Genomic DNA, 19,675 nt, shown 5'->3' on the forward strand with positions numbered 1-19,675 from the left:
GACGACGATGAGCGAGGCGCAGGACTATGAGGCGGGCAACGGTGCCGGTCCCGCCGTGCCGCAGACCCGCACCGCACGGCACCGCCGGATCGTGGACATCCTCAACCGGCAGCCGGTGCGGTCGCAGAGCCAGCTCGCGAAGCTGCTCGCCGACGACGGGCTGAGCGTCACGCAGGCGACGCTCAGCCGGGACCTCGACGAGCTGAACGCGGTGAAGATCCGCAACACCGACGGCGACCTGATCTACGCGGTGCCGAGCGAGGGCGGCTTCCGCACCCCGCGGGCTCCGCTGGGGGAGTCGGCCAAGGAGGAGCGGATGCGGCGGCTCTCCCAGGAGCTGCTGATCTCCGCGGAGGCCTCGGCGAACCTGGTGGTCCTGCGGACTCCTCCGGGGGCCGCGCAGTTCCTCGCCTCCGCCATCGACCAGGCGGAGCTGCACGACATCCTGGGGACGATCGCCGGTGACGACACGCTGCTGCTGATCAGCCGGGACCCCAGCGGGGGCCAGGCCCTGGCGGACCATCTGCTGCGGCTGGCGCAGAACGGGCACTGACCGCGTGCGGGGCCCGGCCGGCCGACGCAGAATGGGCGTGTGATCTTCCGCGGCGAGCGGCCAGCGGGACGGGCAATCCCCTGGCGGCCGTCGGACGTATACAGAGGTGTGTCGGGATATCGGTTCCCCGTCGGCCGCCTCCCGGACGAGGCTCTGCTGTCCGGGCTGGCCGCCGGAGACCCGGAGCTGGCCGTGGTCTTCGTCCGGAGGTTCCAGCACCGGGTCTTCGGTGTGGCCATGGCCGTCACCAGGGACCAGCAGCTCGCCGAGGACGTCGCCCAGCAGACCTTCGAGCGCGCGTGGCGCCATGCGCAGATCTACGATTCGCGCCGCGGCTCGGTCATGACCTGGCTGACGACCATCGCGCACAACCTGGCCGTCGACGCGGTCCGGGCCCGGCGGACGGAGCCGCTGGCACCCGAGGACCTCGAAGACCTGCTGGACGCCGTCACCGAGACCCCCGAGCGGTGGGCGCTGGCCGACGAGGCCTCCGCCCAGGTCCGGTCCGCCCTGGCACGGCTGCCACGGGAACAGGGCAGGGCGCTGATGATGGCCGGCATCTACGGCATGACGGCCCAGCAGATCGCCGACGCGGAGCGGATCCCGCTGGGTACCGCCAAGACGCGGATCAGAACGGCGATGGCACGGCTGCGTACCACCGTCGCTTCTCCGGAACGAGGCGACCATGTCCAGTGAAGCGAACTGCGAGAAGCTGCGGCAGACCGGTGCCGAGCTGGCGCTGGGCGTGCTGCCCGGCCGGGAGCGCGCCGAGGCGGTCGCCCATCTGGACCGGTGCGCGGACTGCCGGGAGTACGTCCGGCAACTCACCCTGGTCGGCGACCGGCTGGCCGGTCTGCTGCCGGACCGCGAGCCGCCGCCCGGCTTCGCCACCCGCGTGGCGCGCGGCCTCGCCCAGCCGACCACAGCACCCGAGGGCCGGCGGCCGGCGGGCGTCCTGCGCCGCTCGCGCCGGGGCCTGCGCCCCGGCGCCCGGCGGCCCCGGGTCCGGCTCGCCGCGGTCGGTGCCGCCCTCACCGTCGCCGTCGGATTCGCCGGCTGGGCGGTCGGCACCGCCGTCGAGGAGGTCACCGCCTCGCCGCCGCCCGCCGTCGAGTCCGAGCCGGTGCTCGTCGGGGACATGACCCCGGCCGGGCACGGCGGGCAGCCGGTCGGCGAGCTCTACGCCCACCCCGGCACCCCCGGCTGGCTCTTCGTGTCCGTCGCCCTCACCCGCCCCGGCACCCGGTACACCGGAACGGCCACCTGTTTCCTGGAGCGCGCCGACGGCACCAGCGTCCGCGTCGGCGACTTCCCCGTCCGCGACGGCCACGGCAACTGGGGCGTGGCGGTCCCCGTCGACCTCACCCGGTACTCCGGTGCCCGTCTGACGTCGCCCGACGGCACCGTCCTCGCCACCACGCAGCTGCGGGAGGGCCAGGTCGTCACCCCGAAGACGTGAACCGTCCCGCTCGGCCGCCGCGGGGCGGGACGCGATCGGCGTCCGCCCCGGTGGTGACGGTCATGACCGGGCCGCTTCCGGTGTGCGGCCGGTGCGGCCGGGCGTACGTGCCGTCGCGCGCGAGCAGGTCGTCGTGGGTGCCGGACGGTGGACCGGGGCCCGGCCGCGCTCAGCCCAGCCGTGCCGCCAGCCCCGCGGTGCACCGCACCTCGTCGCCGGCGGTGATCAGCAGGGCCTCCACGTCCGGCAGGGACTCCAGCCAGGCCAGTCCCGCCCGCGAACCCATCGCGAACGCGGCCGTGGCCCAGCAGTCGACGAAGGTCAGACGTGGCCCCACCACCGTGACCGCCACCAGGTCCGTCACCGCGGACCGACCGGTGCGCGGATCCACGATGTGCGCCCCCCGCTCCGCCGTACCGGACGTCGCCACCGCCAGCTCGTCCGTGCCCGCCGCCGAGACCACCGCCGCCAGCCCGCCGGGCCGGAGCGGATCGGAGACCCCCACCCGCCAGGCACGCCGCGGCTCCGGCGCGCCCAGCAACTGCACGTCCCCGCCCCCGTTGACGCTCACCCCCCGCACCCCGGCCACCGCCGCCAGCACCCGCGCCGCCCGCTCGGCCGCCCAGCCCTTGACGATGCCGGTGGGGTCCAGCGAGCCCCGGTAGCGCGTGCTGAACCACCCCTCGCTCACCCGCTCCGCCTCGGCCGCCAGGTCCAGCACCTCGGCCACCTCGGGAGCGCACCGCGAGACGTCCAGCTCGCCCCGGGCCAGCCGCGACACCTCGCTGTCCTCGCGGTAGGTGCTGAAGAGCGCGTCCGCCCGGTGCAGCCCGGCGACGGCCTCGGCGAGCGCCGCCCGTACCGCGTCCGGTTCCCCGCCGCGGACGTCGAAGGAGAAGACCGTCCCCATGACCTCCTCCGCGTGACGCACCGCGGCGGGTGCCTTCGCCGGCTCGGCCACCGTGTCAGCCACCGGCCTGGTCCAGAGCCGACTGGAGGGACTGCCGGTAGCCGGTGCTGGTGTAGGTGGCTCCCGAGACGGCGTCGATGTCCGCCGTTCCGGCGGCCACGGCCTCCTGGTTGAGTTTCGGGACGGCGAGCTGGGTCTTCTGGTCGCTCAGGCCCCCCTTGGGCGCCTGCACCGCCTCCGCCTCGGTGATCTTTCCGCCGGCGACCGTGATCCGCACCTGGACCGGTCCGTACGGGGTCCGCACGGCCTTCCCGGTGACGGTCCGCGCCCGCGCCGCGCCGGAGGAACCCGAGGCACCGGACGGGGCCTGCTCCATCTTGTCCAGCGCGGACTGCAACGACTTCCGGTAGCCCTCGCTCGTGTAGGTCGCCCCGGAGACGGCGTCGATGTCCGCCGTTCCCGCCGCCACGGCCTCCTGGTTGAGCTTCGGGACGGCGAGCTGGGTCTTCTGGTCGCTCAGGCCCCCCTTGGGCGCCTGCACCGCCTCCGCCTTCGTGATCCTGCCGCCTGCGACGGTCAGCCGTACCTGCACGGGCCCGTACTGCGTCCGCACCGCGTCACCGGTCACCGTGCCGGAGCCGGCCGGGGCCGCGCCCCGCGACCCGCCCTGCGGCGACTCCTGCCCGGCCGCCGTCGCCTGCGGGGCCGCGCCCGCCGCCGACGCGGCGGCCGGATCCGACGCCGGCTTCAGCGACAGCAGCAGCACGACACCGGACACGGTCGCGGCGGTGGCCAGCACGACCCGCCGCACGGGGTGGCTCTTCCTCATCGCTTCGCAGCTCCGCTCACATCTCGAACGACTCGTGGTGGATACGGCGGGCGGGCACCCCCGCCTCGCGCAGTGCCTCGTACACCGACTGCGCGAAGCCGGGCGGACCGCACATGAAGACATCGTGCCGGTCGATGTCCGGGATCTTCCGCCGGAGGTTCTCCGCGGAGATGTCCGGCCGCTCGCCCTCCGGGCTGTTCACCGCGTACATCAGCCGGGCACCCCGCTCCTCGGCGATGGCCGCCAGCTCGTCCCACAGCGCCAGGTCCTGGGTGGTGTTCGCCCGGTACAGGAGCGTGATGTCACCGGCGGCACCGGGCAGCGTCTCGAACAGCGCCCGCATCGGCGTGATGCCCACCCCGCCCGCGACCAGCAGCACCTTGCCCCGGCTGCGGCGCTGCGCGGTGAGCGCGCCGTACGGGCCCTCCGCCCACACCTTCGTCCCGGGCGCCAGCTCGCGCAGCCGGGCGCTGTGGTCGCCGATCGCCTTCACCGTGATCCGCAGCATGCCGGGGCGCGGGGCGGCCGAGAGGGAGTACGGGTGCGAGCTGAACCGCATCCCGGGGGCGAGGAACCGCCAGCGGAAGAACTGGCCCGCCTCCGCGCCCATCCGGTGCAGCCTGCGCCCGCCGATCAGCACCGACACGATGCCCGGCGTCTCCTCGATCACCGCCTCCACGTACATGCGGTGCCGCAGGTTCAGCCGGATCGGGGTGAGGACCCGGTACCAGACCACCAGCGCGGTGACCGCGCCGTACAGGCCGTACCAGAACGTCCTGGCGGCGGGCTCCACCGCGAAGTCGTTGCCGGTGGTGATCTGGTGCCAGAACGTCAGGAACACCGCCGCGTAGGTCAGCAGGTGGACGTGGTACCAGGTGTCGTACGGCAGCCGGCGGCGGACCGGGCCGATCGACGTCAGCCCGATGACCACGAACAGGCCCGTGCCGACGGCCGCCTTGCCCATGTCCGGCAGCTGGCCGACGGAGTCGGCGGTCTGCTGGACGATGTCGCCGAGGGACCTGCCGGCCTGGCGCGCGTACCCCCACATGACGAGGAAGACGTGGGCGACGACCAGGCACAGCGTGTACCGGCCGCTCATCGCGTGCCAGCGGGCAACCCGGTCGGAACCGACCCGCCGTTCCAGCGCCGGGACGCGCGCCATCTGGAGCACGACCAGCGCCATGAGGTAGCCGGCCAGGAGGCCGGTGATCCGGCCCGCGCCCAGGATGCGGCCGGTGTCGTCGGCGATGGACGGGGTGGTGTGCCACCAGAGCCACAGCACGGCCGCCGCGCCCGCCCAGACGGCGAGCAGCAGCGGTACGGCCGGGGAGCGGCGCGGGCGGATGCGGCGCATCGTCTGTCGGCGGGCGGCACGTCCGCCTGCGAGCGTGGTGGTCACGGTTCCTCCGTGGGGACTTGACCCTTGGCCCACAGGTACGTGCCGCGCGGCGGGAGTGTTCAGAGCCCGGCCGAGTCCAGCGCGGACTGGAGTGACTGCCGGTAACCGTCACTGGTGTACGTGGCGCCCGACACCGTGTCGATCTGCGCGCTCTGCGCCGCCAGCGCCTCGCGCCGCAGCTGGGGCAGGGCGTAGCTGTTGATCTCCTGGTCGCGCGGGTTGTCCTGCGGGTAGCTGACGGCCGTGACGTCGGTGAGCCTGCCGTCCGCCACGGTGACGCGCACCTGGACCGGGCCCCAGCGGGTCTGCACGGTGTCCCCGGTGGCCGTCCTGGTCCCGGAGGCGGAGCCGGGCGCGGAACTGCTGGACGCCGCCGGGGACTTGGTGCTCGCCGTCGCCAGGGTGGGCGCCGTGTGCGGCTTCAGCGCCAGCAGCAGCACCATCCCGGAGACGGTCGCGGCACTCGCCAGCACGATCCGGCGCAGGGGGCGGTTCTTGTTCAACGCGTGCATGTCCGGTCCTTCTCCGTCTCTCTCCGGCTCACAGCTCGAACGACTCGTGGTGGATGCGGCGGTCCGCCACCCCGGCCGTCCGCAGCGCCCGGTACACGTCCTGGGCGAAGCCGTGCGGCCCGCACAGGAAGACGTCGTAGTCGCGGGCGAGGCCGGGGAAGGTGGCGCGCAACGACTCCGCCGTCAGGGGCGGGCGCTCCCCGCCCGGGCCGTTGAGCGCGTACAGCACCCGCCCGCCGCGCCAGCGGGCGATCGCCTCCAGCTCGCCGCCCAGCGCCAGGTCCTCGGCCGAGCGCGCCCGGTACAGCAGCGTGACCTCGCCGGGCAGCGTCTCGAACAGCGCCCGCAGCGGGGTGACGCCGACGCCGGCCGCGATCAGCAGGGAGTGCCGGCCGGCGGCCCGGTCGGCGGTCAGGGCGCCGTACGGGCCCTCCGCCCACACCCGGGTGCCGGGGCGCAGCAGGGACACGGCCGCGCTGTGGTCGCCGAGCGCCTTGACCGTGATGCGCAGCAGGTCCGGGCGCGGCGGCGCCGACAGGGAGTACGGCGTCGACGTCCCGCGCATGCCCTCGGCGAGGAACCGCCAGCGGAAGAACTCGCCCGGCCGCACCCCCAGTTCGTCCAGGCGCCGCCCCCGTACGACGACCGAGTACACCCCCGGGGCCTCCTGGTGGACGGAGTCCACCCGCAGCCGGTGGCGCAGGTTGAGCCGTACCGGGGCGAGGATCCGGAACCACAGCACCAGGGCGGCCACGCCCAGGTACAGCGCGTACCAGGCGGCGGTGGCGACCGGTTCGCCGTTGAACTCGTCGCCGAGGGCGAGCTGGTGCCCGAAGGCGAGGAAGACGGCCGCGTACGTCAGCAGGTGGACGTAGTACCAGAACTCGTGGCTCGTCCGGCGGCGCACGGCCCGCGCCGAGGTGACGCCGACCGCGAGGAGGATCACCGTGCCGGCGGTGGCCTTCAGCATCTCCGGGTAGTCGAGGACGACGGTCACCGCCTCGTGCCAGAGGGAGGCCCGGTCCTGGGCGGCGTACCCGGCGAGGATCAGCACGACGTGCGCGAGCAGCAGGCAGACGGTGTACCGGCCGGCCAGCGCGTGCCAGCGCGCCACCCGGTCCGAGCCGATGCGCCGCTCCAGCAGCGGCACCCGCGCCATCAGCCCGACCAGCACCGCGCAGGCGTACCCGCACAGCAGCCCGGCGATGCGGCCGGCCCCGGTCAGCCACCCGGCCGCCCCGACCACGGACCCGGTGTCCGCCCACCAGAGCGCGAGTACGGCCGCCGCCCCCGCCCACAGCAGGGCCAGCACGGGCCCGGCGGGGGAGCGCCGTGCGGTCACGGGCAGCGGCGGAGCCGGGGCCCGCCGCGTATCCACGGTGGTCATCTGATGTCGCCGTCCTTTCGTCCGTCGGCCAGGCCACTGTGCGGGGCGAAGCTCTGAATCAGCTCTGAGCGGGCCCCACCCGGGCGGACTCACAGCAAACTCAGAGGCGGCCGGTTCGCCCTCGGCGCCGCGGACCGGCGATGCTGGACGCGCGATGAACACCACCCGCTCCGGCCGCCCCGCCCTCACCCGCCCCGACGGCACCCCGCTGCGCGTCCTCGTCGTCGACGACGACCCCGACCTCGCGGAGGTGCTCACCGGGGCCCTGCGCTACGAGCGCTGGGAGGTGCGCGCGGCCGGCGACGGCGCCGCCGCCCTCGCCGCCGCCCGCGAGCTGATGCCCGACGCCGTCGTCCTGGACGTGATGCTCCCGGACACCGACGGCTTCGCGGTGCTGCGCCGCCTGCACGAGGTGAAGCCCGATGTGTGCGTGCTCTTCCTGACGGCGCGGGACGCCGTCGAGGACCGTATCGCCGGGATCACCGCGGGCGGCGACGACTACGTCACCAAGCCCTTCAGTTTGGAGGAGGTCGTCGCCCGGCTGCGCGGCCTGCTGCGCCGGGCCGGCATGGCCCGCACGCAGGAGGAGGGCCCGCGCCTGGTCGTCGGGGACCTGGTGATGGACGAGGACGCCCGCGAGGTGACCCGGGCCGGCGAACTGATCGACCTCTCGCCGACCGAGTTCGAACTGCTGCGCTTCCTCATGCGCAACCCGCGCCGTGTGCTCAGCAAGGCGCAGATCCTCGACCGGGTCTGGTCCTACGACTTCGGCGGCCGGGCCCATGTCGTCGAGCTGTACATCTCCTACCTGCGCAAGAAGGTCGACGCGGGCCGCGAACCCATGATCCACACCGTGCGCGGCGCCGGCTACGTCCTGAAGCCGGTGACCAGGTGACCGCGCCGCGTCCCCGCGCTCCGCTTCCCCGCAGCCTCCGGGCCCGGCTCACCGTCGGGCTGGTGACGCTGCTGGCGGTGAGCTGCGCGGCCGTCGGCCTGGCCGCGGTCGTGGAACTGGACGGCTTCCTCACCCAGCGCCTGGACGAACAGCTCGCCCAGGTCGGCACCCGCTTCCCGGAGAGCCTGGAGCACGACGGCCGGCTGCCCGACGACCACGACGGCGACGAACACGCCGACACCCGCCGCATGGCCACCGGCACCTTCGGCGCCCGGCTGCTGGACGGCACGGTCACCCACAAGGGGCTCATCCGCTCCGGCGACCCCGCCGCCGACCTGAACGTGGACCTGACCGCGCGGGACGCCGCCCGGCTGGCCCGGGTGCCGGCCGACGGCAGGCCCCACACCGTCGACCTGTCCGCCCTGCACGACTACCGGGTCGTCGCCTCCCCGGGCCGGGACGGGGACGTGCTGCTCGTCGGCCTCCCCCTGGAGCCGGTCGAGGCCACGGTCCACCGGCTGGAACTGGTGGCCGGCGTCGTCTTCGGCCTGGCCCTGGTCGTCACGGGCGTGGCCGGCGCCTGCTGGGTCCGCTGGTCGCTCCGGCCGCTCAGCCGGGTCGCCGCCACCGCCACCCGGGTCAGCGAGCTCCCGCTGGCCAGCGGCGAGGTCGCGCTGCCGCCACGGGCCCCGGACACCGACCCGCACGGCGAGGTCGGCCAGGTGGCCACGGCCTTCAACCGCATGCTGGGCCACGTGGAGGACGCGCTCACCAAGCGGCACGCCGTGGAGGAGCGGCTGCGGCGCTTCGCCGCCGACGCCAGCCACGAACTGCGCACCCCGGTCGCCTCGGTCCGCGGCCACGCCGAACTGGCCCTCCTGCACCCCGGCCCGGTGCCACCGGAGGTGACCCGCGCCCTGGAGCGCATCACGGCCGAGTCCGCCCGCATGGGCGAGATGGTCGACGACCTGCTCCTGCTCGCCCGCCTGGACGCGGGCCGCCCGCTGGAACGCCGCCCGGTGGACCTGACCCGCCTGGTCCTGGACGCGGTGACGGACGCCCGCGCCGCGGGCCCCGCCCACCGCTGGTCCCTGGACCTGCCGGAGGAACCGGTGACGGTGCCGGGCGACGCCCACCGCCTCCACCAGGCGCTCGCCAACCTGCTGGCCAACGCGCGTCTGCACACACCCACCGGCACGAAGGTGACGGTCACCCTGGAGGTCGGTGCCGCACAGGCCGCCCTCTCGGTCCACGACGACGGACCCGGCGTCCCCGAGGACATCCGGCCCACCGTCTTCGAACGCTTCACCCGGGCGGAACACCGCCGCCGGCCCGGCGCCTTTGGCGGGGGAGCGGGCCTGGGCCTGTCGATCGTGGCGGCGGTGGCGGAGGCGCACGGGGGAAGCGTGGAGCTGGAGAGCCGACCGGGCGCGACGACGTTCACGGTGCGCTTGCCGACGACGCCTTGACGGGGCCTGTCACCGTGCCGGCCTGAAGAGCCCGGCGTATCGGCCGGAACGCCCCGGGCGACCTCGTCGCTCATCGCCGGCACCGTGCGCGCGGGCGGCGCGAGCCGCTCATGTCAGGACCAGGGGGCCATGCCGGCGCCCCCACCGACAGCGCGGTGCGACAACGGAGTCCGGGCGCGGGGACGCTTCAGTAGCGGCCGACCGCCGTCGCCCCCTTCTCCGTGCCGATCGCGATGTGCGGCTTCGCCGCCGGGTCGGTCCAGGTGAGGATCCGGCGCATGGCGTCCTCCGGCACCGAGACGCAACCGGCCGTCGCCCCGCTGCCGTTGACGTGTAGGAAGATCCCGGCTCCGCGTCCCCGTACCGGCCGGTCGTAGTTGAAGGCGATGACGAGGCCGTACGCGTACTGGGTGCGGTAGTCGATCAGGTGCTCGGACTGGGCGGCGCGGCAGTCGGCGGGGAGCGGGTCGACCCAGCGGTTGTAGGAGCGGGAGTCGTTGTCCTGGCACCACCAGGAACTCTCCCGGACCGGGCGGTACGCGACCTGTGTGCCGGCCGGCGCGGCCTTGGTCCCGAAGCCGAAGGGGAGGCCGTACAGCCCGGTCGGTGTCGTGTTCGTGCCCTGCCGGCGGGTGGCGCCGTCGACCAGCCCGCCCGCCCCGAACCGGGCCGGCGCGGAGCCGGCCCGTACCCACTGGCCGTCCCGCAGGTCCCACCAGCTGACCGTGCCCGTCGTGGCCCCCGTGTCCGGGGCCTGGGCGACGATCAGCTGGCGACCGCCGCCCGTGTCCGCCATCCCCGCGGGCAGCGGCACCGGGCCGCGGCCGGGCGCGGCGCCGAGCAGGGCGAGGGCGGTGGCGGAGACGAGGGCGAGGACCACACCGGGGCGCATGGCTCAGACGGTAGAGGGCGGCAGCGGCAACGGCAGCCCGGGTAGGCCGTCCAGGCTAGTGGCGATGTGCTCCTTCTTCTCGAAGTACGCGCTCAGGGAGACGTCGTCCTCGCGGGCGAAGCGCTTGCCGTGCAGGTCGCGGTCCTCCTCGTACGCCATGTGGGGGACGGCGTATCCGCAGCTGTCCCGGATCAGTTCGGCGCGCACCACGATGACCGCGCGCAGCCCGTGGAGGCTCGGGTCGATGTCCGGGAAGCGGGCGAGCAGTTCCGGGAAGCGGGGGTCGTCACGGAAGACGGGCTCGCCCCGGCCGTGCACGCGCACGATGTTCGGCGGGCCCTGGAAGGCGCACCACATCAGCGTGATCCGCCCGTTCTCCCTGAGGTGCGCGATGGTCTCGGCACTGGACCCGGCGAAGTCCAGGTAGGCCACGGTGAGTTCGTCGAGCACGGCGAAGGAGCCCTTCAGGCCCTTGGGGGAGAGGTTGACCGTGCCGTCGCCGGAGAGCGGGGCGGTCGCGGTGAAGAAGAGGGGCTGCTTCTCGATGAACGTGCGCAGCCTGCCGTCTATGCGCTCATAGGTCTTTCCCATGTCTGTCGAGTATCGGCGCAATTTCTTCGACTGTCTAAGTAATTGCCCGGCCCGAGTGCGGGAGTCCGCCGTGGCCGCCCCGGCCGGCGCTTCCCACGGGGCGGCCACGGCTGCCTGTCACCTCACGGGGTGAGGGTGCAGGCGGCCAGGGAGTCCAGCCCCGTCGGCTTGGCGGAGGCGCGGCCGATGGCGATGGCGATGGCGATGCGGTCGATGGTCGAGGCGCGCTTGTCCTTCAGCGGGCCGAGGATCGCGTTGTCGACGAAGTTCGGGCCGCCTTGGCCGACGGTGGCGGCCAGCCGGGTGTTCGCCTCCTTGATCTGGGTCTGGAGGAGGGCGAGATCGCGGTCGACCTCGGCCTTCGCGGACGCGGGGACCGCGGGGAGCCGGGAGGCGACGTCCGGGCAGGTGATCGTCCCCGCCCCGGTGTTCCCGCCGGCCCCGTCGCCCCCGCCCGGCTGCTGAGCGGCGGGGGTGTTCGGGGCCGCGCCGGTGGACGCTCCGCCGCCGCCCGCGTCCAGGGTGCAGGGCGCCAGCGCGTCCAGCCCGGCCGGCTTGGCCGCCGTACGCCCGATCGCCGTGGCGATGCGGTTGACGGTGGCCACGCGCTTGTCCTTCAGCGGGCCGAGGATCGCGTTGTCGACGAAGTTCGGGCCGCCTTGGCCGACGGTGGCGGCCAGCCGGGTGTTCGCCTCCTTGATCTGGGTCTGGAGGAGGGCGAGATCGCGGTCGACCTCGGCCTTCGCGGACGCGGGGACCGCGGGGAGCCGGGAGGCGACGTCCGGGCAGGTGATCGTCCCGGGGCTCGCCAGGGTGCGGGCGCCGGCCGCGCCGTCGCTCCTGGCGGGGGTGCCGGCGAGGGCGGAGCCGGCGATCACCGCGCCGGAGAGCACCACGGCGGCGGCGCCGCCGATGACCGCCACGCGACGCTTGTCGTACTTCGGAAGAGCCCTGGACATGCGAATGCCTCACTCGGGTCGGGAGGGTCGTCGTCGGACGAACGCGGCGCCTGCGTCCGGCGGGGAGTACGAGAAAGCGGTTGCGCGCGTTCAGCCGGAAGGGAGATTGACGAATCATGCAGAGTTCTGCATACTCATGCATGTCAGCGAATGCACTGTGAGGAGAAACCCGTGACCGAGCGCGTCGTACTCGCCTACTCAGGCGGTCTGGACACCTCCGTCGCCATCGGCTGGATCGCCGAGGAGACGGGCGCCGAGGTCATCGCCGTTGCGGTCGACGTCGGCCAGGGCGGCGAGGACCTGGACGTCATCCGCAAGCGCGCCCTCGCGTGCGGCGCCGTGGAGGCCGAGGTCGCGGACGCCAAGGACGAGTTCGCCGACGAGTACTGCCTCCCGGCGATCAAGGCCAACGCCCTCTACATGGACCGCTACCCGCTGGTCTCCGCGCTGTCCCGGCCGACGATCGTCAAGCACCTCGTCGCCGCCGCCAAGAAGCACGGCGCCACCACGGTCGCCCACGGCTGCACCGGCAAGGGCAACGACCAGGTCCGCTTCGAGGCCGGCATCGTCGCCCTCGCCCCCGACCTCAAGTGCATCGCCCCGGTCCGCGACTACGCCATGACCCGGGACAAGGCGATCGCCTTCTGCGAGGAGAAGCAGCTCCCGATCGCCACCACCAAGAAGTCCCCGTACTCCATCGACCAGAACGTCTTCGGGCGCGCGGTCGAGACGGGCTTCCTGGAGGACATCTGGAACGCCCCGATCGAGGACATCTACGAGTACACCTCCAACCCGGCCGTCCCGCGCGAGGCCGACGAGGTGGTCATCAGCTTCAAGGAGGGCGTCCCGGTCGCCATCGACGGCAAGCCCGTCACCGTCCTCCAGGCCATCCAGCAGCTCAACGAGCGCGCCGGCGCCCAGGGCATCGGCCGGATCGACATGGTCGAGGACCGCCTCGTCGGCATCAAGTCCCGCGAGGTGTACGAGGCTCCGGGCGCGATCGCGCTGATCACCGCCCACCAGGAGCTGGAGAACGTCACCGTCGAGCGCGAGCTCGCCCGCTACAAGCGGCAGGTCGAGCAGCGCTGGGGCGAACTGGTCTACGACGGCCAGTGGTTCTCCCCGCTCAAGCGCGCCCTGGACGGCTTCATCAACGAGGCCAACCAGCACGTCACCGGCGACATCCGGATGACCCTGCACGGCGGCCGTGCCGTCGTCACCGGCCGGCGCTCGACGGAGTCCCTGTACGACTTCAACCTCGCCACCTACGACACCGGCGACACCTTCGACCAGTCGGCGGCCAAGGGCTTCATCGACATCTACAGCCTGTCGTCGAAGATCGCGGCCAAGCGGGACCTGGCGTAACCGCGACCGGTCACACGCACGGGTTCACCTCACACGCATCAGCCTGACAGCCGCCTCCTCGCCTGGAAAGGTGGGGAGGCGGTGGCACACCTAGAGCTTCGAGGAGCAACGCAAGTGAGCAGCAACAGCGGTGACGTACGGCTCTGGGGCGGCCGTTTCGCCGACGGTCCCGCCGAGGCCCTGGCGAAACTGTCCGCGTCCGTCCACTTCGACTGGCGGCTCGCCCCCTACGACATCGCCGGCTCGCGTGCCCACGCGCGCGTGCTGCACACGGCCGGACTCCTCACCGACGACGAGCTCCAGCGCATGCTCGCCGGACTCGACCGGCTGGAAGCCGACGTGGCCGCCGGCACCTTCGTCGGCACGATCGCCGACGAGGACGTGCACACCGCCCTGGAGCGCGGCCTCCTGGAGCGCCTCGGCCCCGACCTCGGCGGCAAGCTCCGCGCCGGCCGGTCCCGCAACGACCAGGTCGCCACCCTCTTCCGGATGTACCTGCGCGACCACGCCCGGATCATCGGCGGTCTGATCGCCGACCTCCAGGACGCCCTGATCGGCCTCGCCGAGGCCCACCCCGACGTGGCGATGCCCGGCCGCACCCACCTCCAGCACGCCCAGCCGGTGCTCTTCGCCCACCACGTCCTGGCCCACGTCCAGTCCCTCACCCGGGACGCCGAGCGGCTGCGCCAGTGGGACGAGCGGACGGCCGTGTCGCCGTACGGCTCCGGCGCGCTCGCCGGCTCCTCCCTGGGCCTGGACCCGGAGGCGGTCGCGCGCGACCTCGGCTTCGAGCACGGCAGCGCCGCCAACTCCATCGACGGCACGGCCTCCCGCGACTTCGTCGCCGAGTTCGCCTTCATCACCGCGATGATCGGCGTGAACCTCTCCCGGATCGCCGAGGAGATCATCATCTGGAACACGAAGGAGTTCTCCTTCGTCACGCTGCACGACGCGTTCTCCACGGGCTCGTCGATCATGCCGCAGAAGAAGAACCCGGACATCGCCGAGCTGGCCCGGGGCAAGTCCGGCCGTCTGATCGGCAACCTCACCGGGCTCCTCGCCACCCTCAAGGCACTGCCCCTCGCCTACAACCGCGACCTCCAGGAGGACAAGGAGCCGGTCTTCGACTCCTGCGACCAGCTGGAGGTGCTGCTCCCCGCCTTCACCGGCATGGTCGCCACCCTCACCGTCCACCGCGAGCGCATGGAGGAACTGGCCCCGGCCGGCTTCTCCCTCGCCACCGACATCGCCGAGTGGCTGGTCAAGCAGGGTGTGCCGTTCCGCGTCGCGCACGAGGTCGCGGGGGAGTGCGTCAAGGTCGCCGAGGCGGAGGGCAAGGAGCTGGACGACCTCACGGACGAGCAGTTCGCGAAGATCTCCGCGCACCTCACTCCGGAGGTCCGCTCCGTCCTCAACGTCCCGGGCGCCCTCGCCTCCCGCGACGGACGCGGCGGTACGGCCCCCAGCGCGGTGGCCGTCCAGCTCGCCGAGGTGAAGGCGGACGTGGCGCGTCAGCACCAGTGGGCGGAGGCGAAGAAGCGGGGCTGAGGGCAGCGCCCCGCACCTCCGCCGCGATCACCGGGGCGGCGCGGGTTACGTTGGTGGCGAGCCTCACCGAGCCGACCGAACGGAGCCCGCGATGCCCTTCGCGCGACTGGCCGCAGCGACCACCCCCACCTGCCACATCGGACTCGGCCTGGCCGCGGTGGGCCGCCCCGGCTACATCAACCTCGGCCGCGACGAAGACCTCGGGCAGGACCGCAGCGTCGAGGCACTGCGCACCCGGACCCACGAACTCCTCGACGCCGCCTACGCCCAGGGCGTCCGCTACTTCGACGCCGCCCGCTCCTACGGCCGCTCCGAGGAGTTCCTCGCCGACTGGCTCGGCGCCCACCCCGAGGCCGACGACGTGGTCGTCGGCAGCAAGTGGGGCTACACCTACACGGCCGGCTGGTCCACCGACGCGGAGCGGCACGAGGTCAAGGACCACAGCCTCGCCACCTACGAACGGCAGCGCGCCGAGACCGACGCCCTGCTCGGCGACCGGCTCGACCTCTACCAGATCCACTCGGTCACCCCGGACAGCCCGGCCCTCACCGACAAGGACCTGCACGCCAGGCTGGCGGAAGCCGCCGCGCAGGGCCTCACCGTCGGCTTCTCCACCAGCGGCCCCGCCCAGGCCGACGCCATCCGCGCCGCCCTCGCCGTCACGGTCGACGGCGAGCCCCTCTTCCGTACCGTGCAGTCGACCTACAACGCCCTGGAGGCGTCGGCCGGTCCCGCCCTCGCCGAGGCGCACAACGCCGGGCTCACCGTGATCGTCAAGGAGGGCATGGCGAACGGCCGGCTGGCCGGGCCGCACGCCCCGGAGGCGCTGAAGGCCGTGGCCGACGCGACCGGAATGGGCTGTGACGCGGTCGCCCTCGCCTGGATCCTGCGCCGGCCCTGGGCCGGCGTCGTCCTCTCCGGCGCCGCGACCGTCCCGCAGCTCGTCTCCAACCTGCACGCCCCCGCCGTCGACCTCGACGAGGACCAGCTGGCCCGCCTCGACACGCTGGCGGAGGACCCGCGCGCCTACTGGGAGCGGCGCGGAGAGCTTCCCTGGCACTGACGCACACCGTCCCGGCACGGCACCCGTGAGGCAGCCGCGCCTACGATGAGACACGAATGTCTCATGTGGGCTACTCTTGTCTCATGGCCCTCGATCGTGACCACGTGCTGCGCAGCGCCGCCGCCCTGCTGACCCGCAAATCCACCGCGACCATGGACGAGGTCGCCAAGGCCGCGGGGATCAGCCGGGCCACCCTGCACCGCCACTTCGCCGGCCGGGACGCGCTCGTCCGGGCGCTGGAGCAGCTCGGCATCGCGGAGTGCGAGGGGGCGCTGGACCGGGCCCGGCCGGAGGAGGGATCCGCCGCCGAGGCCGTCCGCAGGCTCGTCCGCGAGATCCAGCCGGCCGCCGGACTGCTCGCGTTCCTCTACGGCGAGAACCAGCTGTGGGAGGGCGACCGGCAGAACGAGGGCTGGCAGCGCCTGGACGCCCGGATGGGCGCCCTGTTCCAGCGCGGACAGCGCGACGGCGAGTTCCGCATCGACCTCAGCCCGGTCTGGCTCACGGAGGCGCTGTACGGACTGATCGCCTCGTGCGCCTGGGCCACCCTGGACGGCCGCGTGGCCTCCCGGGACTTCCCGACCATGATCGCCGAGTTGTTGCTCGGCGGCGCTCTGCGAAGAGAGGAATCATGACCAGCACCGTGCGGCCGGCACAGACGACCGGGGCGGTGAAGCGCCAGGGCCGCTGGCTCGCGCTCTCCGTCCTCGTCCTGGCCGTGCTGCTGGTGGCCGTCGACGCCACCGTCCTCGGCCTGGCGACCCCCTACATCAGCGAAGACCTGAACCCCTCCGGCACCCAGCTGCTGTGGATCGGCGACGTCTACTCCTTCGTCATCGCCGGTCTGCTGGTCTCCATGGGCAGCCTCGGCGACCGCATCGGCCGCAAGCGGATCCTGCTCGGCGGGGCCACGGCGTTCGGCGCGCTGTCCGTGCTCAACGCCTACGCGACGACACCCGAACTGATGATCCTGGCCCGGGCGCTGCTCGGCGTCGCCGGCGCGACCCTGATGCCCGCCACCCTGGCCCTGATCCGCAACATCTTCCACGACCCGCGCGAGCGCAGCCTGGCCGTCGGCATCTGGGGCGCCACCGCCTCCGCCGGCACGGCCGTCGGCCCGATCGTCGGCGGATTCCTCCTCGAACACTTCTGGTGGGGCTCGGTCTTCCTGATCAACCTGCCGGTGATGGCGGTCCTGGTCCTGGTCGGCATCCGCACCCTGCCCGAGTCCCGCAACCCGAACCCGGGCCCCTGGGACCTGAGCAGCGTCCTGCTCTCGCTGGTCGGCATGATCGCCCTGGTCTACGCGGTCAAGGAGGCCGCCACCCACGGCCTGACCCTGACGACCCTCGGCACCGGCCTGCTCGGCGCGGCGGCCCTGTACGGCTTCGTCCACCGCCAGCTCACCATGCCGGTCCCGCTGCTGGACATGCGGCTGTTCCGGCGCCGTGGCTTCAGCGGGGCGGTCCTCGCCGACCTGCTGACCGTGCTCGGCATGTCGGGCCTGGTGTTCTTCCTCTCCCAGTACCTGCAACTCGTCCAGGACCGACGCCCGTTCGAGGCGGGGCTGGCCGAACTTCCCGCCGCGGTGGGCGCGGTGACGGCCGGTCTGGTCGCGGGCCGGGCCGCCCGGCGCTTCTCGGTCCGCGCGGTGGTCTCCGGCGGCCTGGCCGCGGTCGGCGTCGCCCTGGCCGCGCTGACGACGCTCGGCGAGTCCACCGGCTACCCGGCCCTCGGTGCCGCCCTGCTGGTCGTGGGCGTCGGCGCGGGCTTCTCCTTCACGGTGACCGCCGACGTCATCCTCTCCAGCGTCCCCAGGGACCAGGCGGGCGCGGCCTCGGCGGTGTCCGAGACGGCGTACGAACTCGGCGCCGCCCTGGGCATCGCCCTGCTGGGCTCCATCGTGACCGGCGTCTACCGCGGCTTCACGGGCCCGTCCGGCACCCCGGCCGACGCCCACGAGTCCCTGGGCGCGGCGGTGGAGGCGGCGGCGCACCTGTCCCCGTCCCGGGCGCAGGCCCTTCTGGACGCGGCCCGGGAGAGCTTCGTCCACGGCCTCCACCTGGCCTCCGGAGCAGGAGCGGCCGTCCTCCTGACGGCGTCGGCGGCGGCTTGGTTCCTGCTGAAGGACCAGAGGCTGGACGGCGCCGGGTGAGATGGTCCAGGACCATCCCCGCGTCACTTCTTGTAACCCAGCACCGTCATCATGCCGCTCTCCGAGTGGTACTGGTTGTGGCAGTGCAGCATCCACAGCCCCGGATTGTCGGCGTCGAAGTCGAGCACCAGCTTCCGGTGCGGCAGCACCAGCGCGGTGTCCTTGCGCGCCCCCACGGAATCCAGCCCCTTCAGCGAGAACGTGTGCCCGTGCAGGTGCATCGGGTGCCACATGCCCGTGGCGTTGATGAGGGTGAGCCGCACCCGCTCACCGGCGCGGACGGGGTGGCGCTGCTGCGGGGAGTAGGGCTTGTGGTCGAACCCCCAGTCGAACTTCGCCATGGTGCCGGTGATCCTGATGCGGATCTCCCGGTCGGGGTGCCGGTCGGCGAGGGCCACGGAGTCGGCGGGCAGGAGACGGCGCGCGGGGACGGTGTTGCCGTCGAGTTCGTCCGGGTGGACGTCGGCCGGGGGAAGGTTCTTGCTCCCCTTGCCGGTGCGCAGGACGGCGACGGCCCTGCCCTTCTTCCCCTCGGGCAGGGCGACCAGGGGGAAGACCCCGTCCCGGGCGGTGACCAGCACGTCGTACCGCTCCGCCATGCCGACGAGGAGCGCGTCGGTCCTCTTGTGCTTCACGGGATAGCCGTCGGTGTGGGTGACGGTCATCGTGTGGTCGCCCAGCGCGACCCGGAAGGCGGTCTCCGAACCGGCGTTGATGATGCGCAGCCGCACCCGGTCGCCGGGGCGGCAGCGGAACACCGACGGGTTGTCGGGCAGGCGCCCGTTGACCAGGTAGTACGGGTAGGCGACGCTGCCGCCCTCGCCGTGCAGCATGCGGCTGTGGGAGTTGTGCAGCACCCGGTTGGGGCCCGTGGACTTCCGCGCGGACTTCTTGGCCCCCGACGGGTGCGCGTCCGGTCCGTGGGCGCCCGTGCCGTCGTGGCCGGGACCCATGGCCATGCCCCCCATGTCCATGGAGCCGCCGGGCTTGAGCTGGCCCAGGACGTCCTCGGGCGTGGAGCCCTGCACGCCGTCGAGCCAGTCGTCCAGGACCACGACCCACTCCTTGTCGTAGGAGAGGGGCTCCTTGGGGTCGTCGACGATGAACGGCGCGTACAGGGCCCGGTCGGGCTGCATGCCCACGTGGGAGTGGAGCAGGTAGGTGCCCGGGTGCTCGGCGACGAAGCGGTAGCGGAAGTCCGACCCGGGGTGGATGGCCCGCTGCGTGAGGTCCGGCACGCCGTCCATGTCGCAGCGCAGCCGCACCCCGTGGGAGTGCAGCGTGGTCGTGTCGGGCAGCCGGTTGGTGAGCGTCAGGTCGAGCACGTCACCGGCCGTGACCCGCACCAGCGGGCCGGGTACCTCCTCGTTGTACGCCCACGTGCGGACCGATCGCCCGCCCAGGTCGAGTCTGGCCTCGGCGGCGGTGAAGCTGAAGACGCGTTCGCGGCCGGGCCCGCGTCTCCGCTCGGCGGCCAGGACTTCCGGATCCGACGGGTTGACGTACCCCCGGGGGCCGGCCGGGACGAACTTCTCCCCGCCGTTCGAGTGTTGGGGGCCGGAACTGGGCTCGAAACCGGAGCTGGTGCAGGCTGCCAGGAAGCCCGCGCCGGCGACGGCGACCGGGGTACGGAGCAGAGTACGCCGAGAAGGTTTGGACATGTCTGAATCAGACATGTTGTGTGGTCAT

19 protein-coding genes are annotated in these 19,675 nt (G+C 73.3%); 10 read left to right on the top strand and 9 right to left on the bottom strand.

Features of this window, described 5'->3' with window-relative positions; translation table 11 throughout:
• The first annotated feature begins 7 nt into the window (after positions 1-7).
• From AQJ11_RS30410 to AQJ11_RS30420, 3 genes are all read left to right on the top strand, one after another.
• On the top strand, positions 8-553 hold the full coding sequence (locus tag AQJ11_RS30410) for an arginine repressor (RefSeq protein WP_014671617.1): 546 nt from the start codon (positions 8-10) through the stop codon (positions 551-553).
• A gap of 108 nt (positions 554-661) precedes the next feature.
• The gene (locus tag AQJ11_RS30415; protein WP_014671616.1) at positions 662-1,249 is read left to right on the top strand and encodes an RNA polymerase sigma factor; all 588 of its coding nucleotides are present in this window, start codon (positions 662-664) and stop codon (positions 1,247-1,249) included.
• The gene (locus tag AQJ11_RS30420) at positions 1,239-2,012 is read left to right on the top strand and encodes a hypothetical protein (RefSeq protein WP_059265328.1); all 774 of its coding nucleotides are present in this window, start codon (positions 1,239-1,241) and stop codon (positions 2,010-2,012) included. Before AQJ11_RS30415 ends, AQJ11_RS30420 begins: the two co-directional genes overlap by 11 nt.
• Positions 2,013-2,181: 169 nt before the next feature.
• Here AQJ11_RS30420 and AQJ11_RS30425 read toward each other — a convergent pair whose 3' ends face one another.
• From AQJ11_RS30425 to AQJ11_RS30445, 5 genes are read right to left on the bottom strand one after another with little or no spacing between them, the layout of a single operon-like run.
• Positions 2,182-2,985: an FAD:protein FMN transferase gene (locus AQJ11_RS30425; protein WP_237280800.1), complete on the bottom strand. Its 804-nt coding sequence runs from the start codon at positions 2,983-2,985 to the stop codon at positions 2,182-2,184.
• Complete coding sequence (locus AQJ11_RS30430) at positions 2,978-3,751, bottom strand: FMN-binding protein (RefSeq protein WP_208616652.1); 774 nt, start codon at positions 3,749-3,751, stop codon at positions 2,978-2,980. The genes AQJ11_RS30425 and AQJ11_RS30430 overlap by 8 nt, the downstream gene beginning before the upstream one ends.
• 16 nt (positions 3,752-3,767) lie before the next feature.
• Positions 3,768-5,150, bottom strand: coding sequence for a ferredoxin reductase family protein (locus AQJ11_RS30435; protein ID WP_059265330.1), 1,383 nt, complete (start codon positions 5,148-5,150; stop codon positions 3,768-3,770).
• 59 nt (positions 5,151-5,209) lie between these two features.
• Positions 5,210-5,662 carry an FMN-binding protein gene (locus tag AQJ11_RS30440; RefSeq protein ID WP_014671611.1) on the bottom strand — a complete coding sequence of 151 codons (453 nt, stop codon included), beginning with the start codon at positions 5,660-5,662 and terminating at the stop codon, positions 5,210-5,212.
• 28 nt (positions 5,663-5,690) lie between these two features.
• Positions 5,691-7,049, bottom strand: coding sequence for a ferredoxin reductase family protein (locus AQJ11_RS30445; protein WP_041665036.1), 1,359 nt, complete (start codon positions 7,047-7,049; stop codon positions 5,691-5,693).
• Positions 7,050-7,203: 154 nt separating this feature from the next.
• Here AQJ11_RS30445 and AQJ11_RS30450 point away from each other — a divergent pair, with 154 nt between their 5' ends.
• Both AQJ11_RS30450 and AQJ11_RS30455 read left to right on the top strand, forming a co-directional pair.
• Entirely contained in the window at positions 7,204-7,944 is a 741-nt protein-coding gene (locus AQJ11_RS30450) for a response regulator transcription factor (RefSeq protein WP_014671609.1), read from the top strand.
• Positions 7,941-9,413, top strand: coding sequence for a sensor histidine kinase (locus tag AQJ11_RS30455; RefSeq protein WP_059265331.1), 1,473 nt, complete (start codon positions 7,941-7,943; stop codon positions 9,411-9,413). The genes AQJ11_RS30450 and AQJ11_RS30455 overlap by 4 nt, the downstream gene beginning before the upstream one ends.
• A 187-nt stretch (positions 9,414-9,600) precedes the next feature.
• Here the strand turns inward: AQJ11_RS30455 and AQJ11_RS30460 are convergent, their stop codons facing one another.
• From AQJ11_RS30460 to AQJ11_RS30470, 3 genes are all read right to left on the bottom strand, one after another.
• Positions 9,601-10,305: a L,D-transpeptidase family protein gene (locus AQJ11_RS30460; protein ID WP_041665034.1), complete on the bottom strand. Its 705-nt coding sequence runs from the start codon at positions 10,303-10,305 to the stop codon at positions 9,601-9,603.
• 3 nt (positions 10,306-10,308) lie between these two features.
• Complete coding sequence (locus tag AQJ11_RS30465) at positions 10,309-10,896, bottom strand: pyridoxamine 5'-phosphate oxidase family protein (RefSeq protein WP_058079878.1); 588 nt, start codon at positions 10,894-10,896, stop codon at positions 10,309-10,311.
• Between the two features lie 122 nt (positions 10,897-11,018).
• A complete protein-coding gene (locus tag AQJ11_RS30470) occupies positions 11,019-11,855 on the bottom strand; it encodes a hypothetical protein (RefSeq protein WP_208616653.1) in 837 nt (278 codons plus the stop codon).
• Positions 11,856-12,026: 171 nt separating this feature from the next.
• On the opposite strand from AQJ11_RS30470, the gene AQJ11_RS30475 reads away from it, so the two are divergent.
• The 5 genes from AQJ11_RS30475 (at position 12,027) to AQJ11_RS30495 (ending at position 17,986) form a co-directional block, all read left to right on the top strand.
• Positions 12,027-13,220: an argininosuccinate synthase gene (locus AQJ11_RS30475; protein WP_014671604.1), complete on the top strand. Its 1,194-nt coding sequence runs from the start codon at positions 12,027-12,029 to the stop codon at positions 13,218-13,220.
• Between the two features lie 114 nt (positions 13,221-13,334).
• Positions 13,335-14,768, top strand: a complete 1,434-nt coding sequence (gene argH / locus AQJ11_RS30480) for an argininosuccinate lyase (protein ID WP_014671603.1) — start codon at positions 13,335-13,337, stop codon at positions 14,766-14,768.
• Positions 14,769-14,859: 91 nt separating this feature from the next.
• Positions 14,860-15,831 carry an aldo/keto reductase gene (locus AQJ11_RS30485; protein WP_059265332.1) on the top strand — a complete coding sequence of 324 codons (972 nt, stop codon included), beginning with the start codon at positions 14,860-14,862 and terminating at the stop codon, positions 15,829-15,831.
• 83 nt (positions 15,832-15,914) lie between these two features.
• Positions 15,915-16,466, top strand: coding sequence for a TetR/AcrR family transcriptional regulator (locus AQJ11_RS30490; protein ID WP_014671601.1), 552 nt, complete (start codon positions 15,915-15,917; stop codon positions 16,464-16,466).
• Entirely contained in the window at positions 16,463-17,986 is a 1,524-nt protein-coding gene (locus tag AQJ11_RS30495; protein ID WP_059265333.1) for an MFS transporter, read from the top strand. Before AQJ11_RS30490 ends, AQJ11_RS30495 begins: the two co-directional genes overlap by 4 nt.
• Before the next feature lie 23 nt (positions 17,987-18,009).
• On the opposite strand, the gene AQJ11_RS30500 is transcribed toward AQJ11_RS30495, so the two are convergent.
• The gene (locus AQJ11_RS30500; RefSeq protein ID WP_059265334.1) at positions 18,010-19,647 is read right to left on the bottom strand and encodes a multicopper oxidase family protein; all 1,638 of its coding nucleotides are present in this window, start codon (positions 19,645-19,647) and stop codon (positions 18,010-18,012) included.
• Between the last annotated feature and the right edge of the window lie 28 nt (positions 19,648-19,675).

Source organism: Streptomyces corchorusii (assembly GCF_001514055.1).
In the GTDB taxonomy this organism is placed as follows: Bacteria; Actinomycetota; Actinomycetes; order Streptomycetales; family Streptomycetaceae; genus Streptomyces; species Streptomyces olivaceoviridis.

Coding starts and splice junctions, on each gene's coding strand:
- AQJ11_RS30410 (WP_014671617.1), top strand. CDS start 8: ATGAGCGAGGCGCAGGACTATGAGGCGGGCAACGGTGCCGGTCCCGCC.
- AQJ11_RS30420 (WP_059265328.1), top strand. CDS start 1,239: ATGTCCAGTGAAGCGAACTGCGAGAAGCTGCGGCAGACCGGTGCCGAG.
- AQJ11_RS30430 (WP_208616652.1), bottom strand. CDS start 3,751: ATGAGGAAGAGCCACCCCGTGCGGCGGGTCGTGCTGGCCACCGCCGCG.
- AQJ11_RS30440 (WP_014671611.1), bottom strand. CDS start 5,662: ATGCACGCGTTGAACAAGAACCGCCCCCTGCGCCGGATCGTGCTGGCG.
- AQJ11_RS30445 (WP_041665036.1), bottom strand. CDS start 7,049: ATGACCACCGTGGATACGCGGCGGGCCCCGGCTCCGCCGCTGCCCGTG.
- AQJ11_RS30450 (WP_014671609.1), top strand. CDS start 7,204: ATGAACACCACCCGCTCCGGCCGCCCCGCCCTCACCCGCCCCGACGGC.
- AQJ11_RS30460 (WP_041665034.1), bottom strand. CDS start 10,305: ATGCGCCCCGGTGTGGTCCTCGCCCTCGTCTCCGCCACCGCCCTCGCC.
- AQJ11_RS30465 (WP_058079878.1), bottom strand. CDS start 10,896: ATGGGAAAGACCTATGAGCGCATAGACGGCAGGCTGCGCACGTTCATC.
- AQJ11_RS30470 (WP_208616653.1), bottom strand. CDS start 11,855: ATGTCCAGGGCTCTTCCGAAGTACGACAAGCGTCGCGTGGCGGTCATC.
- AQJ11_RS30485 (WP_059265332.1), top strand. CDS start 14,860: ATGCCCTTCGCGCGACTGGCCGCAGCGACCACCCCCACCTGCCACATC.
- AQJ11_RS30490 (WP_014671601.1), top strand. CDS start 15,915: ATGGCCCTCGATCGTGACCACGTGCTGCGCAGCGCCGCCGCCCTGCTG.
- AQJ11_RS30495 (WP_059265333.1), top strand. CDS start 16,463: ATGACCAGCACCGTGCGGCCGGCACAGACGACCGGGGCGGTGAAGCGC.
- AQJ11_RS30500 (WP_059265334.1), bottom strand. CDS start 19,647: ATGTCCAAACCTTCTCGGCGTACTCTGCTCCGTACCCCGGTCGCCGTC.